We start from the raw sequence: 15,612 nt of genomic DNA on the forward strand, positions 1-15,612 counted from the left end.
TATTTTTCAGTTAGTAAAAAAGAACCGGCTTTTCCATAACTTCTTGATAAATGGTATTCAATCAGCTAATCTTCGACATTAGTTCAAAAACGGTAAAATACATGGAGCTATTTTTTCGTTTTGTTTCTCTAATACTCTGGTCAAAACACTATTTTCATAACCTCTTATAGCAATTCTGAAAATTCTTCAGTTTTTTCATTAGACGATTCTGCTTGTATCTCTTCCATCTTCAAGCCAGCTAGTGCTCGTTGGATCATTTCATCTATTGCTAAACGCTCTTCATATTGATGGACCTTTTCCAGTTGAGGGCGTGTTTTTGGCTGTGGAGGAGCAAAAATCGTACAGCAATCTTCAAAAGGCTGGATAGAAAGATTAAATGTATCGATCTGTTCTGCTACTTCAATGATTTCAAGTTTATCCATTGTCGCTACAGGCCGAATGATTGGCGTATTCGTTACTTCATTGATAGCCACCATACTTTGCAAAGTTTGTGAAGCCACTTGACCTAATGATTCACCATTCAAAATGACTAAACCATGACGAATACGGCGAATTTCATCGGTCAAACGCAACATCATTCGACGAGTAATTGTCATCCAATATCCTTGTGGCACTGACTTTTTGATTTCTTCTTGAATCTCGGTAAATGGCACTTCGATAAAATGGATCGTTCCCACATAAGGTGCTAGTTTGGCTGTTAGATCTTTTGCTTTTTGCAGTGCTTGTTCACTTGTATACGGCGGACTAGCAAAATGAACAGCTTCAATTTCCACTCCCCGCTTCATGGCAAAGTACCCTGCTACAGGAGAATCAATCCCCCCAGAAAGCATAAGCATTCCTTTTCCGCTTGTTCCTACGGGCAATCCTCCAGCTCCCTTGATCGTTTCATACGATAGATAAGCGCCATCACGCCGAATCTCTACACGTAATGGAATATCTGGTTGACGCATTTGAACTTGGATATGCGGGAAAATATCAAAAACAGCATTACCTAATGTTTGATTCAATTCATTACTTGTCAATTCAAATTGGTGATCGCTTCTTTTAGCGATAATTTTAAATGTTTCTTTCCCAGTATAAATTTCTTTCATGATGTCTTGAACAGCTTGTTTCAAAACTTCGACATCTTTTTCTACACGAATACTTGGAGAGAAATTTTGGATCCCAAATATTTTTGCTAGTTTTGGAATAACTAGCTGCCCGTCTGCGCCATTCAATAAAAGATGCATCCGGTCCCGATCAGCATGGATTTTGATTTCTGGAAAGTCTTTCAAAGCTTGTCTGACATTTTGTGCTAGTTGCATGATAAAGCTTTTTCGATTCTTTCCTTTTGTCGAAAGTTCCCCATAACGGACCATAATTTCACTGTATTTCACAAGAACACTCCTCTTTTAATTGATTGCAGAAAATTTCTTATAAAGCTGCTTGAAAATAATCATAAATTGCTCGACTTCTGCAAGCGAATTGTTTTCATCTAAGCTGATTCGAACAGCAGATGTAGCCAGATCATTTGGTACATGCATTGCGTGCAATGTACTGCTTGCCATATGTTTACGTGAGGAGCAGGCACTAGTAGTAGAAACAAATATTTGTTTTTCTTCTAAGGCATGGACGAGAACTTCGCCGCGAATTCCTTTTAGAGCAAAACATAAAATATGCGGTGCATAGTCAGTTCCTTCTGAAAAAATCGTCACTTTCTCATACGTCTTCAACGCATTGATTAGAGCTACTTTTAAGCGTTGTGTCTGCTCAGGTTTTTGTTCCTTTATCTCTAATGATAAACGTAAAGCTTTAACCATAGCCACAATACCTGGAACATTTTCTGTCCCACTTCGCTGATTTCTTTCTTGCCCTCCACCTGTCAGTAATGGTGCTAAACGACGACCCTTTTTCCAATAAATGAAACCAGTTCCCCGTGGGCCATGGAATTTATGAGCTGAAAATGTTGCAAAATCAACTCTTTCTGTCAACCATTGCGAGAATGGTACTTTTCCAATCGCCTGAACAGCATCTACATGGAAATGAATTTTAGGAAAATCATCCAAAAGATCACTGATTTCCTGGATGGGCTGAATCGATCCTACTTCATTATTCACAGCCATAACAGAGACTAATACTGTCTCTTTTCTTATTAATTCTTTCAATTCGTCGACACGTACAAATCCGCGTTTATCCACTGGGGCGATACTTACTTCGATTCCTAATTCTTTTAATTGTTCTGCTGTCTCGCTGACGGCCGGATGTTCGACTCCTGAAATGATCATATGATTCCCATATTCTCTTTTTTCGATCATCGTTCCTTTTAATACCCAGTTATCTCCTTCTGTTCCGCCTGAAGTAAAATAGATTTCTTCTGGTTCTACATGGATCAAATCAGCGATCTGCTTTCTTGCTTGCTGCAACAACCGGTTAGCTTGATTGCCTAAATCATGCAAGCTTGATGGATTCCCAATAATCCGCTGACTGGTTTTTACATATGCATCTAAGCTTTGCGGAAAGATTGGGGTTGTTGCACTGTTATCAAAATATATCATAAGAAACCCCTCTTTTTTGAAATTCTTTTCTATTATAACGGTTGTCCAAGGTGCTTTCAAGAGCAGGTGAAATTTTCACTTGTTTCAATTTTCAAATATACAAAAAAAGACAAGAACAAGACAATAATCCGTCTTGCTCTTGCTGGTTTACTAACTTTTTTGCTTTATACTAAGTCTGGATGATTAAAATAAAAATCTTCGATGCGTTTGAAAGCACCAGGTTCTACTCGCTCTAATGCTGTACCGATTTCGTCTAATGCTTCTTGATAGTGATATTCTTTATTGAATAAATAGTAGCTTTTATCAATTGCTTCTCTCACTTCTTCGTGTGTATGACGATAACGATTTGCATATTGGAGCATTTGCTCCGTTAATGCTGCTGCATCTACTAAATCATGTGTCTTCTTATCTAATAATTCTAGATCTTCTTCACATAGAGCAACTAAACGATTGACCTCTTCCATGTTTACTCGAATTTTATTCAAGACAACACTTAGTTCTTCAATACGGTCAGTAGCAACAAAAAAGAATTCTAGGTAATCATTCGGCAAGCCAGGCAAACGTTGTTTTTCTACAAAACGTTTCAAACTGCGCAATTTGAATTCGAATGTATCGATCTTTTCTTGCGCTTCTTTTTCGCCTTTTCTCAATTCATGTAATGAGTCGTCGATCTCTACTTGTTGCTTTTCGATATCTTCTAAGACTTTGAAGACTGTTTTATAGAACGTGCGCACTTCTGAATAAGGAATTTCGTGTTGACGGATCTGTGGAATCATCTGTTCATTTTGACGTTCCATTTCTTCCACTTCGGTTTGGAAACCTCGTACACGGCCAATTTCATTGTGGTTCAATGTATAGCTTTGAGATGTGTGATCCAGCTCAATCAATAATTGACGGTTATTCTTTGTTGTATGTTTGATATACTCTGCAATCGTTGATTGGTTAGTTTTTACATATCTCTGAGCTTCCATTTCCCGTTCTAAGATATCATATAACGAATCAATCAAATCAGCTGTTTCACGGTTTTCAAATTCGACCGTTTCAACTTCTGTTTTTTCAAGATTGGCTAATGAATTTTCAATTCTTCGACTTACTTTTGCGATATCTTCAGCAAGATCTTCTTCTGGGAATACATATTGTTCTTCCATCAATTTCTCGTAAGTATCACTGATTTCTTCAAGTTGTTCAGGGAAAGTGGTATGGAGCTCCTCATACAGCGGTGGAATTTTTTTCATCAGAGCTTCCACTTCATACGTATGTTTTTCTGCTTTATCCAAAACCTCGCGGGCTTCAACAGGGTCTCCAGAAGTGTTTAAAGTCACAAACTGCGTAAATTCTTTTTCGATCACTTTGATCTGTTTTTGCAATTCAAAAAGAGCTGGTCCGTATTCATGCTCGTCTTCTCTGACTTTTTCTTTCAGTTCTTCATAGACGTCAAGTGCCTGCTGAACAGCTAGTGAGTTGCGTTCTTCCGTTTCCCGCAATTCCTTTAGACCTTCACGGATTTCCGTCACTTGTTTCTCCATTTGGTCCATTGTAGCTTCTGCTTCAACAACTGCTTTTTTTCCTTTTAAGAACCGAAAACTTTCATTGAGGTTTTCCACTTCGAAAATTTGACTTTCTAGTTCAGCGAACGAGGAAGTAGATATGTCATTCCATTTTTGACTCCATTCACGAAAGGTATTTTGGCTTTGCCCAACCAGATGCATTTTTTTAACATCATCGACTTCTTCAATCACTGGCAAGTCAAATAATTCTTCCTTGCGTTTTTCTAAGGCATCCAATCGATCTTGGTTTTTTTTCTTCATCAAGTAACTAACCAAAAAGACGACAATGGCGACTATAATGATTGCAATGACGATTCCGATGATAACATTATTTCCCATTTATGGTTCCTCCGTTTTCAGTATGCATCTTTTATGCAACAGATGGCGTTCTGCTTGGCATAAATCCAAATAATACGTCTCTCGTGCAAAAGACATCTATTCTAGATTATAGCATACTATTTTCATGCATTCACTAACTTAAACGAAAATCTTTTGTTTTTCCATCGTATAAAGATAACAAAAATAGTGAAACTCTGATCACTCTTTTTCATTTGTGCACATGCCTATATCAGCGGATTTCTTCTTAGCAATCGCTTCTTGAATCTGACGTTGGATTTCTGCCGCGATTTTAGGTTCTGGAGCATATTCCATCTGCCAGTTTTCAGGTTTCAACACTTTATTTGTTACAGGGTCATAATGAGGTTTTCCATCTGGAAATAATTTCCCCATATTTGCCTGATGGACGATTTCGAATATTCGATCAGGCACTATTCCTAGTAATGAAAAAGAACCATAAGTAAAGTAAAGGATATCTGTCAGTGCATCTACTTGTTCAACCAGCGGATCACTTCCCCACTGTGTTTTACCAAGTATTTTTTCTTCTGCTTTATCCAATGCTTCGTGCAGCAGCATAACAGCTTCATGCAGTTGTTCTTTATTAGGTGAAGTAGCTGCAACAAATTCAACAAGTTCTTCTATTTTGAACGCAGCACGTGTATGAGCTTCATTTTCTGTAAAAGCCGTGGGTATCTCTGGTCTTCTTGGATCAAAAGTTTTGTGGAATGTTTCTACTTTTTGAAAAGGTGTCTCTGCTTCCATACTGATTTTTTCCTTCTTTCATTGACTAATAAATCAGACCGAAGTGTTTCAGTCCTTCGTATATCCCATCTTCTTCATTTGATTGAGTCACAAAGTCTGCAGCATGTTTTACTTCGATCTGAGCATTCCCCATGGCCACTCCAATTCCTACACCTTTCAGCATCTCGATATCATTGTAATGATCGCCGAATGCCATAATTTCTTCCATTTCAATTTCGACAGCATTTGCGAAAGCTTGGATGCCTAGTAATTTTGAACCACCTTTTGGGATGATATCTACAGTATACGTATTTGAACGCTGAAACGTACACTCGGGAAAGCGATGTTCTAACTTTTTCTGTTCTGACTCCGGACTGAGCAATATACATTGATAAATTGGTTCTTTTAATATCTCTAACGTTTCATAACGATCCTTTTGTCGGTGAGGGCTAAAAACCTGGAGGATTTTTTTCATCAGACGTACCGGGAATTTACGCGGTAAAAAGCTGACTAGTCGCTTGATAAAAATCGATTGTCCTAATAGCATCGTCGTTGATCCATCTAACCGATTTCTCGCACCAAAAACGATTTGTCGATGGTTCTCATCTGCAAATTCAACAATATGTTCCAATACTTTTTGTTCAAAAGGGTGGTCGATAATCGTGCGATCTGCAGTAAAAACCAGTTGACCATTATACACGACATACATATCTAATTCCAATTCATCAATGATTTCTTTGATCTTTACTGGGCTGCGCCCCGTTGCTACACCGCATAAAATGCCGTTTTTCCGAGCATATTCAATTGCTTGTTTTGTTGATTCCAACGCTTTTGAACGATTGGTGACCAATGTTCCGTCAATATCAAAAAAAATAGCTTTGATCATAGACTTCGCCCCTTTCTTGAATAAAATAAGCCCTTAAAACAGATCCATTTGGGTTGGATTGAGTCCATCTGGCTTGATATTTAATATTTTTTGCAGTGCTAATGCATTTTCAGCCGCATCACCACCAGAATTATTATTAAAAATCACACCTACCTCTTTTGTCTTAGAATCAACTACTTTGACTTCATGTGCTAGTTCTTGCAGTTCTTTTTCTGAATAACGATATAACGTTCTTTTTTTACGCCACTCTTTATCATTTGCTTGCCATCCTTGCGCATTCCTACCATGGAATCGAAAAAGAGCAAAGTTCGGATTGGTGACAAATGGATCAAAAGGAATCGTTGTATTCAGCAACTGTGGCTCATCGATGATGGCTAAAGAAAAAGCGGCTCTAGACATAAAGTTTCTTGTACGTTCAAGAAATTCATCGCTGTACCAAGAATAATCCCGCAATTCTATAGAAACAGGATAACCCTCAAACCACTTTCTAAGTTTGCGCAAGTACTGGACATTTTCTTTCGTACATTTGAATGATGAGGGGAATTGGACTAAAAAGCAAAACATCTTTCCAGCATCTACCATTGGCGACATAACATCTAAAAAATGCGCAATCATCTCTTCTTCGGTCTGATAATAAGGCTTCCAGTCTCCTTGACCGCTGATTCCTTGATAGACTTTGACTACAAAGCGAAATGATTCAGGTACTTCACTTATCCAATTCTCAACTGAGGACTTTCGGGGAATTCCATAATAGGCAGTATCTAATTCCACTAAGGGTAGAAACCCTGCATATTCATAAAGAGTGTTATTCTTTTTACCAGTTAATTTGTCATGTTCTTTAAACGATGTTAATCCGATTCTGATCATTTCCGGCCACCTTCGTGATTGATTTCCTTGGCTGCTTTCTTGTAAAAGAAACTCAACCAGATACTCCATTGTATTAGGAGGTCAAGGTTGAGTCTTTTCCATTTTAATAAGGTCAGCTTTTTTATGATAAGTTAGGCTATTCGTTATTCTTCACTGATAGCAAAACTCTTTTATATAGTATACAATAAGATTTAACGGCTATGCAAAATTATTCGTAAGGAAGTCTGTAAAATGAAAAAAATACTTGTACTACACACCGGCGGAACGATCGCCATGAAAGAAAACATGCTCACGGGCGGTGTTAGTCCTGATGTGGCAAACCCATTATTAGATGCAGAAATCACAATCCCCAAGCATGTAGAATTATTAGTTGAAGATATCTTCAATCTTCCCTCACCACACATCATGCCTTCTCACATGTTGGTATTAAAAGAACGTATCTTGTCCGCTTATGCATCAGGTATATCCGGAGTGGTGATCACACACGGTACAGATACATTAGAAGAAACTGCTTTTTTTCTTGATACAACGATTGGCAACAAATTACCAATTGTTTTGACTGGGGCAATGCGTTCAAGTAATGAACTTGGAAGTGACGGCCTTTATAATTTTGAAAGTGCGATTCGTGTCGCAAGTTGTGAAGAAGCGCTAGATAAGGGGGTTTTGGTGGTCATGAACGATGAGATCCATTCTGCACGCTACGTGACAAAGACCCATACCACAAATGTTGCTACTTTCCGAACACCTACATTGGGTCCCATCGGCTTAGTAACTAAGAATCGAATTTTATTCTTGCAGGAACTTTTAGAAACAAAGCGACTGGACATTTCCGCTGTAGATGGGACTATCCCGATCGTTAAAGCATATGCTGGGATGCAAGGGGACTTATTGGAAGCCATCGCCCATACGAAAGTAGACGGTTTGGTAATCGAAGCTTTAGGTGCGGGGAATCTCCCTCCACAAGCCTTAGCTGCTTTGGAAAAGCTTCTTGTCCAAAAAATCCCTGTAGTACTTGTTTCTCGTTGTTTCAATGGAATCGCAGAGCCTGTTTATGATTATGAAGGCGGGGGAAAAGAACTAGAAAAAATGGGGATTATTTTCTGTAACAGTATTAATAGTCAAAAAGCACGTTTAAAACTATTGATTGCTGTAAACTATGGTTTGTCGGGTGAAGAATTGATTTCGTTTATCCAAAACTAAACATCATTATCTAATAGCTAAACTTAAAAAGAGAGGCTGTGACAAAAATAGCTTCTTCGAAAACTAAGTCGAAAATTTACAAAAATTTGAGAAACAATTTTCGTAAATTTCTTCTTATTTCTTGAAGTTGCCCCCTTCTGTCACAACCTCTTTTTTATTTATTTTTCCATATAATATTTGCTTCACAATACAGCTGTTCTTGCATTCGGATTTCATGTTTTGTTTTGACACCATTTTCGATAGGGATTTGTTCAAAATGGCTTTCGATCTCATTCCCGTACTCTACTTCTTTATCAAATCGAATAATTACTTTTTCTGGAACATGCGTAGTCAAAAAGTCATATCCTAATACGTCAATGATCCAATTAAAATACATCGCATTATTAACATGCTGATTACTATCGATATCATAAAAACGAACACGATATGGCAACATGAAGCCCGAATCAATCTTTTCAATTTTTTCCTGACGCTTGATTTTCTTGATCTTCTCACTCTCAAAAGGAGCAATGATCTCTTCATTAACACTGCTCATTTTTCGATTCACAAAATCCATCAATACGAAAACAGATTCTATTTTGACTAATTCTTTCCCATCTTCATCATGGATCCAGAAGTTCCGATAACAGAAAAACTTATTGTACTCCATGGCTTGAGTCGTTACTGAGATTACTTCACCGACTCTAGGGAGACGATTAATCTCCATGGAATAATTCGTGATGACCCAAGTAAGTCCAAAGCTATTGACGAATTCACTGCCTCTTCCCAACTGGTCGCTTTGATCTTCAGACGTTTTGATAACTACTCCTAACATCGAAGGAAATGTCATCGTTTGGTTGATGTCACACTCATAATATGAAACTTCATGCTTTTTGGTATATTTTTTTGCCAAAAACACGCCCTCCTCTTAAAAATTTTCTAGTAATTGATCTACTTGGGAACCGTAACTTTCTCCAAACATATTCAAATGTGCCAAAAGATAATATAACTGGTAAATCGGCAGTCGGTCTTTCCATCCCTTTTCTAATGGAAATATAGTTTGATAAGCATCTAAAAATTCCGGTCGGAAACCACCGAATAACTGGCTCATTGCAATATCTTGTTCCCGATTCCCATAAGAAACAGCTGGGTCGACAAAAACTGGATGCCCTTGCTGGTCAAAGAACACATTACCACTCCACAGGTCTCCGTGCAAGAGGCGTGGAGTGATCTTTTTTGGTTCAACCGATTTCAATACACGTTCTTTAAATCGCAGATACTTTTCTTGACGCTGTACATTCCATCGATTCGTTTCTTCTGCCAAAGAAATCTGGGATTCAAGCCGATCTTTAAAGAAAAAAGTCCACCAATCTTCTTCAAAAGAATTTTTCTGAACAAGTGTACCCAAATAGTTATCTTTACGAAAACCAAATTGTGGCGCTGTTTGCTGATGGAGATTAGCTAAAGCTGCAGCAAGATCTCGTTGATCCCCTTTTCCCGGCTCGATCCATTCCATTAACAAATAAGCGCCTTCACTTGTTTCACCTAGCATATACGTATCCGGTACACGTACGAATGCTGACAGTTCTTTTAATCCGTCTACTTCTGCTTCAAAAAATCCTTTTTTTACATTCGGATGGATTTTTAAAAAATAAGCACGATGTTCGGTTTTTATACGATAGGTCTGATTAACATCGCCACCAACAACTGGAATCACTTTACCATTTAATTTCAGATCAGATAAAACAGTTTGGATATCCATGACTTTCCCCCCTACTCCCAATTTTATTCTACTTCGTCATCATATTTTTAATGATAAAAGGATTATTTCCAATCCTTATCCTTTATTTAGAATTATAGCACAGGGACCATAAAAAACAGGGAATGGACTTTAAAGATAAAAAGAGCTGGCTTAAGCCAGCTCTTTTTATCTTTACTACATACTCTTCATTGAAATACTCGTCTATGCTAAAGCACCCATTGGATCCCACGGAGATAGAACAATTGGTTCTTCATTGAACGCATTTAATTGCTCTTTCGTCAATAAATCTTTTCTTACAACGATTTGGTACGTATATTCGTCCATCCAGGCATCACTCATAACAAAGAAGCCATTCTTTCCAACTTTTTCGCCCCAGCTATTTTCGACTTTCCATTTTGTTGATTGCCCGTCTACTAAGTCAACACCGGTCAATACCATCGCATGGGTCATCAGACTTTCTCCAAAATCTAAACGTTCAGCTTTAGTCATTGTAAAATCCGTATCAAATAGATCATCCATTGAATAAGCATCTAAGGCCATGATGCCACTAGTTCTAGTAGAAGATTGACCTACATCACAACCAAACCAAACAGATTCTCCTTCTTCAAGCTGAGCAATCGCTAATTTTTTGAAAGTTTCCATATCAACATTCAGATATTTGACTTCTTTCCCGCCAACGACATTTCCTAGCATCTCTACTGTATAAGAACGATTGAATGGTTTGTCTTTTGTTGGTGCATTGATCACGCTAACATAATCATCTAATTTTACACCGATGTATTTATCATAAAAAATTTGTGGTGTCAGTCCTCGGTCAAGATGATAGTTCTTTTCTTCATCGCGGTACTCAAAATCGAATTCTTTTGGAGGTGTTCCTAATGAGATAGCTAAGAAGTTATAAATGCTTTCTAGCATTTCTTCTTTCTTTTCTTCAATAGCGTCTAATGTTTCTCCTTGAGCAACCATTTTCCGTAACACTACTGCATCTTTACGCAGTAATTTGTTCAAGTAGTTATTCAAATCTCGAGAATTTGAACTATTCGCACTTTCCGGCATCACCGATTTAGGCACAACGCCATATTTTTGGAATAATGAAACGATCATATCCCATTGGCCGCCATCTTGTTGAGGAGTAGCGAGTAAGAAAGCTACTTTCCGGCTATCGATTGCCTCTTTTCCTGTTGCAATGATGTTTTCATAGAAATAATTTGCCTTTTCATATTTATCCCAGAAAAAAGTGTAATTTTGTGATAATTCAAACTCTTTTAAATGGAATTGATTCAGCATCTTATGACGGAATGTGTTCAGTGCAGCAAACATCCAGCAACGCCCCGATTGCATTTGATTAGCCACTTTCCCCGTAGCCAAATCTATAGAAAATACCGGTGTATTCTCCACATGTGCTGAAACATTTTCAGCAGAAGCAGTAATTCCGTTCTTCACAACTGCCCGCTGCAATGCCTGCTGTTTGATATTTGCTTGAAACTGTTTGTTAAATTTTGTTGTCATATCAGGCGTAATAGCTTTCATCCAATCATCCTTCCAAATCCAAGTTATACTTCGTATTTTACTCTTAAGAATTTAGAAATACAATCTCTTCTATGATGAAATTTTCATTTGAATGAGAATATACTTACAACTTCATGAAGAAAAATGTCATACGGTATACAATAGTTTTCAGATAAAAAGGAATATTTCTATGAGATAACGAAAATGGCCTGTATAATAAAGAAGAGGCCTAGAAGAACATCATACAATAAGATAGCTTTCAAAATACTCATTGAAAGAAGGAAATACTATAACGTAAGAAAGGAGATGAATAAAATGAAAAACCTGATTGCTGGCGGCTTTTTGTTTGTGGGTGGTGGCATACTTATGAATACAGATAACTTTGGGAATGTCATCCCTTTTCTTGGTGCAGCTTGTGCTTTGATTGGTGTAGGAATGCTGATTTATTTCGTATTTAGCGATGATGGGAAGTATGGTTGATTATGAGTAGCCAACTCTACTCTTTCGTAAAGATTACAACATACGTGACAAAAACAGAAAGCTTGATTCATCATAATAATAAAAGAAAAAGAAACCCAAGTGATTGGATTTCTTTTTCTTTGCATAAGCTTTATTTACTCCGGCAGTAGGACTCGAACCTACGACATCATGATTAACAGTCATGCGCTACTACCAACTGAGCTATGCCGGAATCAAGTACATGAATATAATATCAATTTCTTCTAAATAACGCAATACTTTTTTTGAATTTTTTTATTATATTATCAAAGAAACCGTTCGCATTTTTTGTTATTTTTATTTTTTCTAAAATCTGTTTTCCTATTAGAGAAACACATTTTTTCGAAAAAATTCTGTTGACAAATACATTAATATTCGTTATCCTATTATTTGTATTAATGATAATGCCGCTTTAGCTCAGCTGGTAGAGCGCTTCCATGGTAAGGAAGAGGTCGCCGGTTCAAGCCCGGCAAGTGGCTTCCTTAAACAGTGCAACATGTTGGTTTAACAATGTGTCTGCGCTGTTTTTTTATTTTATGACGTAAGAAATGAATGTTTATATTTTAATAGTACAAAGAAAGTCTATATGATAACTATAAAAAGGAGAGCAATATGAAAATTGTTTTTTTGCATGGTCTAGGCCAAGACGAACAATCATGGAAAGATGTAATCTCTTATCTACCCAATAGTTATTCTTGCAAAAGTCTTTCATTGTTCAATCATTTAAACAGCACAGACACTGCTACTTTAGACGACTTAACCAAATACATCGAAGTACAATTGAATCAGATAAAGGAACCTTTTATTTTATGTGGATTATCTTTAGGCGCTGTTATTGCTTTAAACTATCTTGCAACTCCTTCTCCATATTTAAAAAAGGTTGTTTTAGTCGCTCCACAATTTGAGTCTCCTAATCGCTTATTGCTTACTTTCCAGAATATTTATTTTTACTGCGTACCTTCTAAGATATTTGAAAAATTAGGTCTATCTAAAAAACAAACCCTTACCCTACTTCGTTCACTTGAAACATTAGACTGCAAAAAACAGCTTCGTACATCACGACTTCCTAAATTGATTTTATGCGGTACCAAAGATCATGCGAATAAACCAGCAGCAAAACGTTTATATAAACTTTCAACGAATGGCCGGCTACTCTTTATTAAAAACGGAAAACATGAATTGAATAGAGAAAAGCCAGAAATAATGGCACAAGCTATGCGATCTTTTATCGAAAATAGTTAATTTAAAAAAAGACGACAAAATGTGTCGTCTTTTTATTTACCATGGTAAGAATGTTGTCTTGTTTTTTCAATACAGCTTGATTGAGACTAGTTTTATGGACAATAGAGAGAAAGTTATTGTTTTATTCCAGAGAATTTTTCTGGTCGTAGATCTACTAATTGAACATGACTGTCTAAAGAACCACTTGGGCTTTCAAGAGTAAATACACCTAGACGTGGATCTAAAGAAAGGGTCATATGTTCATCCATGTACATTTTTGAATAATCTTTTATATAAACATCCCCAATATCACTATCTAATTGGAGTTTATAATCATTTTTTCTCTGTTCTTTATCAAGAAGAAGTAAACGAAAACTAGTATCTAAAGAGCAAACACCCATTTTAGAATATTCCCCAACGCCATCATCTAAATCCAATATAACTGTTGCGCCTTCATCAATATATTTTTGTAATCTTTCTTGTGCTTGTTCCGTAATTTTAAGATACATAACTAATACGCCCTCTTTCTTTTTCTTACAAAAGCATGCTAGCATATATTAATAAAATTATCTAAAGTCCTGCTCAAAACAAAAAGATGTAAGAAATATCTTATGATATTTCTTACATCTCAGAGTGTAGACTTGGATAGGCTACAATTAACTAGACAGAAAAATTAAGGTGTGTAGACTAGAAGAAAACATACCAGGAGGAATTTTTATGTCTAAGAGAACACGAAGAACTTTTTCACAAGAATTCAAGCAACAAATCGTCAATCTTTACTTAGCTGGAAAGCCACGTGTAGAAATCATTCGAGAATATGAACTAACGGCTTCAGCATTTGACAAATGGGTAAAGCAATCTAAAACGAGTGGTTCATTCAAAGAAAAAGATAATCTTACGCCTGAACAAAAAGAATTGTTAGAACTACGTAAAAGAAACCAGCAATTAGAAATGGAAAATGATATTTTAAAGCAAGCAGCGCTGATATTCGGACGAAGAGACAAGTAATCGATGCGAATAAGCATCTTTACCCTATATCAGCGATGTGCAGAATATTAGGTCTATCACGTCAGTCCTATTATTATCAATCAAAACCAAAGAAAGACGAATCAGAACTTGAAGAAGTAGTCGCTGAAGAATTTATCCGCAGCCGAAAGGCCTACGGCTCAAGAAAAATAAAAAAAGCCTTATCAAAACGAGGCATTCAGATCAGCCGACGAAAAATTAGTAGAATCATGAAAAATAGAGGATTAAAATCGAGCTATACTGTTGCTTATTTTAAAGTACATCATTCTACTTGCAATGAAGCCAAAACGACAAACGTATTGAATCGTAAATTCTTAAGAGACAACCCATTAGAAGCGATCGTAACAGACTTGACTTATGTACGAGTCGGGAAAAAATGGAATTATGTCTGTTTCATTTTGGATCTGTTCAATCGAGAAATTCTCGGCTATTCTTGTGGAGAACATAAAGATGCCGTTCTAGTAAAAAAAGCATTTAGCCGTATCAAACAACCTCTGACAGAGGTTGAGATTTTTCATACTGATCGTGGAAAAGAGTTTGATAACCAAGCTATTGATGAATTATTAACAACTTTTGACATCAATCGATCATTGAGTCATAAAGGCTGTCCTTTTGATAATGCCGTAGCTGAATCAACTTATAAGTCGTTGAAAGTAGAATTTGTCTATCAATACACATTTGAAACCTTACAACAATTGGATTTGGAGTTATTTGACTATGTCAATTGGTGGAACCACCTTCGGTTGCACGGTACACTTGGCTACGAGACACCGGTTGGTTACCGTAACCAGAGATTGGCGCAGCGAATCCTTGATAATGAGCTCGGATGTGCTAACGCTAGCGAGGCAGTCTAACTTTAACTGTTAGCTCCTGCCGAAGATCGTCACATCCGAGGAGGCTCATTGTCAAGGACAATCGGAATAGCATACGGAAAGAAGTTCTGCACCTTATAAAATTTGTCAAAAAAACTGTTGCCATTCCAATGAGAAAAAGCATGGAATGCGCTGCATCAGGTATCGAGGCTTAGAAAAAAATCAGGTGCATACGATGCTTGTTTTTGCCGAAATGAGTCTGAAAAAATTGGTCACTTAGCAGTGGGAGCATATGTCTTCATATTTTTTATTATACAAAAATAGACAAAAGTATCAGTCTACACTCTTAGTAAAGAGGAAACTGATACTTTTGTCTACAGTATGATATTTCTTACATCTACTTTTACTCCGGCAGTAGGACTCGAACCTACGACATCATGATTAACAGTCATGCGCTACTACCAACTGAGCTATGCCGGAATAACATCAGCGTGGCGACGTCCTACTCTCACAAGGGGCAACCCCTCACTACAATCGGCGCTAAGAAGCTTAACTTCTGTGTTCGGCATGGTTACAGGTGTATCCTTCTCGCTATCGCCACCACACTGTGGTGTTATCTTTTATTGAGTAAATTTTGTTCACTCAAAACTGGATTTGAAGTCACATAAGTTTTTTTCCGAGTTCTTTTCTTTTA

14 protein-coding genes, 3 tRNA genes and 1 rRNA gene are annotated in these 15,612 nt (G+C 37.1%); 5 read left to right on the forward strand and 13 right to left on the reverse strand.

The genetic code is table 11. The features are described from left to right. Positions 1 to 164: 164 nt before the first annotated feature. From thiI to ACIFUW_RS10740, 6 genes are all read right to left on the reverse strand, one after another. Positions 165 to 1,376 carry a tRNA uracil 4-sulfurtransferase ThiI gene (thiI, locus tag ACIFUW_RS10715; protein ID WP_002287955.1) on the reverse strand — a complete coding sequence of 404 codons (1,212 nt, stop codon included), beginning with the start codon at positions 1,374 to 1,376 and terminating at the stop codon, positions 165 to 167. A gap of 15 nt (positions 1,377 to 1,391) precedes the next feature. Further along, positions 1,392 to 2,534: a cysteine desulfurase family protein gene (locus ACIFUW_RS10720; RefSeq protein WP_002287956.1), complete on the reverse strand. Its 1,143-nt coding sequence runs from the start codon at positions 2,532 to 2,534 to the stop codon at positions 1,392 to 1,394. A gap of 164 nt (positions 2,535 to 2,698) precedes the next feature. Next, a complete protein-coding gene (locus ACIFUW_RS10725; protein WP_002287957.1) occupies positions 2,699 to 4,420 on the reverse strand; it encodes a septation ring formation regulator EzrA in 1,722 nt (573 codons plus the stop codon). A 198-nt stretch (positions 4,421 to 4,618) separates the two neighbouring features. Further along, complete coding sequence (locus ACIFUW_RS10730; RefSeq protein ID WP_002287958.1) at positions 4,619 to 5,179, reverse strand: pyrophosphohydrolase domain-containing protein; 561 nt, start codon at positions 5,177 to 5,179, stop codon at positions 4,619 to 4,621. Between the two features lie 25 nt (positions 5,180 to 5,204). After that, complete coding sequence (locus ACIFUW_RS10735; RefSeq protein WP_002287959.1) at positions 5,205 to 6,044, reverse strand: Cof-type HAD-IIB family hydrolase; 840 nt, start codon at positions 6,042 to 6,044, stop codon at positions 5,205 to 5,207. A 33-nt stretch (positions 6,045 to 6,077) separates the two neighbouring features. Then, positions 6,078 to 6,911, reverse strand: coding sequence for a DUF72 domain-containing protein (locus ACIFUW_RS10740; RefSeq protein WP_002287960.1), 834 nt, complete (start codon positions 6,909 to 6,911; stop codon positions 6,078 to 6,080). A 231-nt stretch (positions 6,912 to 7,142) separates the two neighbouring features. On the opposite strand from ACIFUW_RS10740, the gene ACIFUW_RS10745 reads away from it, so the two are divergent. Then, positions 7,143 to 8,111: an asparaginase gene (locus tag ACIFUW_RS10745; protein WP_002287961.1), complete on the forward strand. Its 969-nt coding sequence runs from the start codon at positions 7,143 to 7,145 to the stop codon at positions 8,109 to 8,111. 154 nt (positions 8,112 to 8,265) lie between these two features. Here ACIFUW_RS10745 and ACIFUW_RS10750 read toward each other — a convergent pair whose 3' ends face one another. From ACIFUW_RS10750 to ACIFUW_RS10760, 3 genes are all read right to left on the reverse strand, one after another. After that, positions 8,266 to 9,003, reverse strand: a complete 738-nt coding sequence (locus ACIFUW_RS10750) for an acyl-ACP thioesterase domain-containing protein (RefSeq protein ID WP_002287962.1) — start codon at positions 9,001 to 9,003, stop codon at positions 8,266 to 8,268. Between the two features lie 15 nt (positions 9,004 to 9,018). Then, positions 9,019 to 9,852, reverse strand: coding sequence for a fructosamine kinase family protein (locus ACIFUW_RS10755; protein ID WP_002287963.1), 834 nt, complete (start codon positions 9,850 to 9,852; stop codon positions 9,019 to 9,021). Between the two features lie 201 nt (positions 9,853 to 10,053). Beyond that, positions 10,054 to 11,382, reverse strand: a complete 1,329-nt coding sequence (locus ACIFUW_RS10760) for a C1 family peptidase (RefSeq protein WP_002294080.1) — start codon at positions 11,380 to 11,382, stop codon at positions 10,054 to 10,056. 294 nt (positions 11,383 to 11,676) lie between these two features. Here ACIFUW_RS10760 and ACIFUW_RS10765 point away from each other — a divergent pair, with 294 nt between their 5' ends. Continuing rightward, positions 11,677 to 11,841: a hypothetical protein gene (locus tag ACIFUW_RS10765; RefSeq protein ID WP_002296289.1), complete on the forward strand. Its 165-nt coding sequence runs from the start codon at positions 11,677 to 11,679 to the stop codon at positions 11,839 to 11,841. Between the two features lie 137 nt (positions 11,842 to 11,978). On the opposite strand, the gene ACIFUW_RS10770 is transcribed toward ACIFUW_RS10765, so the two are convergent. Further along, positions 11,979 to 12,052, reverse strand: a tRNA-Asn gene (locus ACIFUW_RS10770). Positions 12,053 to 12,265: 213 nt separating this feature from the next. Here ACIFUW_RS10770 and ACIFUW_RS10775 point away from each other — a divergent pair. Together ACIFUW_RS10775 and ACIFUW_RS10780 are read left to right on the forward strand one after the other, a co-directional pair. Beyond that, a tRNA-Thr gene (locus ACIFUW_RS10775) sits at positions 12,266 to 12,338 on the forward strand. Between the two features lie 133 nt (positions 12,339 to 12,471). Then, positions 12,472 to 13,101 (forward strand): alpha/beta fold hydrolase, encoded by a 630-nt coding sequence (locus ACIFUW_RS10780; RefSeq protein WP_002287965.1) that lies wholly within the window; start codon positions 12,472 to 12,474, stop codon positions 13,099 to 13,101. A gap of 113 nt (positions 13,102 to 13,214) precedes the next feature. Here ACIFUW_RS10780 and ACIFUW_RS10785 read toward each other — a convergent pair whose 3' ends face one another. After that, entirely contained in the window at positions 13,215 to 13,589 is a 375-nt protein-coding gene (locus tag ACIFUW_RS10785) for an iron-sulfur cluster biosynthesis family protein (RefSeq protein ID WP_002287966.1), read from the reverse strand. Positions 13,590 to 13,797: 208 nt separating this feature from the next. On the opposite strand from ACIFUW_RS10785, the gene ACIFUW_RS10790 reads away from it, so the two are divergent. After that, positions 13,798 to 14,960 (forward strand): IS3 family transposase gene (locus ACIFUW_RS10790; protein WP_086956687.1). Its coding sequence is split into 2 segments (ribosomal slippage): positions 13,798 to 14,074 and positions 14,074 to 14,960, totalling 1,164 coding nucleotides; the frame shifts between segments, so codons are not numbered across the junction. A gap of 364 nt (positions 14,961 to 15,324) precedes the next feature. Here ACIFUW_RS10790 and ACIFUW_RS10795 read toward each other — a convergent pair. Beyond that, a tRNA-Asn gene (locus ACIFUW_RS10795) sits at positions 15,325 to 15,398 on the reverse strand. 9 nt (positions 15,399 to 15,407) lie between these two features. Further along, a 5S ribosomal RNA gene (rrf, locus tag ACIFUW_RS10800) occupies positions 15,408 to 15,523 on the reverse strand. Between the last annotated feature and the right edge of the window lie 89 nt (positions 15,524 to 15,612).

The sequence above is a fragment of the Enterococcus sp. PLH-Efm8 genome, from assembly GCF_053011625.1.

Bases quoted from the DNA above. Each gene is read 5' to 3' on its own strand.
- ACIFUW_RS10720 (WP_002287956.1), bottom strand. From the start codon at position 2,534: ATGATATATTTTGATAACAGTGCAACAACCCCAATCTTTCCGCAAAGC.
- ACIFUW_RS10725 (WP_002287957.1), bottom strand. From the start codon at position 4,420: ATGGGAAATAATGTTATCATCGGAATCGTCATTGCAATCATTATAGTC.
- ACIFUW_RS10730 (WP_002287958.1), bottom strand. From the start codon at position 5,179: ATGGAAGCAGAGACACCTTTTCAAAAAGTAGAAACATTCCACAAAACT.
- ACIFUW_RS10735 (WP_002287959.1), bottom strand. From the start codon at position 6,044: ATGATCAAAGCTATTTTTTTTGATATTGACGGAACATTGGTCACCAAT.
- ACIFUW_RS10740 (WP_002287960.1), bottom strand. From the start codon at position 6,911: ATGATCAGAATCGGATTAACATCGTTTAAAGAACATGACAAATTAACT.
- ACIFUW_RS10745 (WP_002287961.1), top strand. From the start codon at position 7,143: ATGAAAAAAATACTTGTACTACACACCGGCGGAACGATCGCCATGAAA.
- ACIFUW_RS10755 (WP_002287963.1), bottom strand. From the start codon at position 9,852: ATGGATATCCAAACTGTTTTATCTGATCTGAAATTAAATGGTAAAGTG.
- ACIFUW_RS10760 (WP_002294080.1), bottom strand. From the start codon at position 11,382: ATGAAAGCTATTACGCCTGATATGACAACAAAATTTAACAAACAGTTT.
- ACIFUW_RS10765 (WP_002296289.1), top strand. From the start codon at position 11,677: ATGAAAAACCTGATTGCTGGCGGCTTTTTGTTTGTGGGTGGTGGCATA.
- ACIFUW_RS10780 (WP_002287965.1), top strand. From the start codon at position 12,472: ATGAAAATTGTTTTTTTGCATGGTCTAGGCCAAGACGAACAATCATGG.
- ACIFUW_RS10785 (WP_002287966.1), bottom strand. From the start codon at position 13,589: ATGTATCTTAAAATTACGGAACAAGCACAAGAAAGATTACAAAAATAT.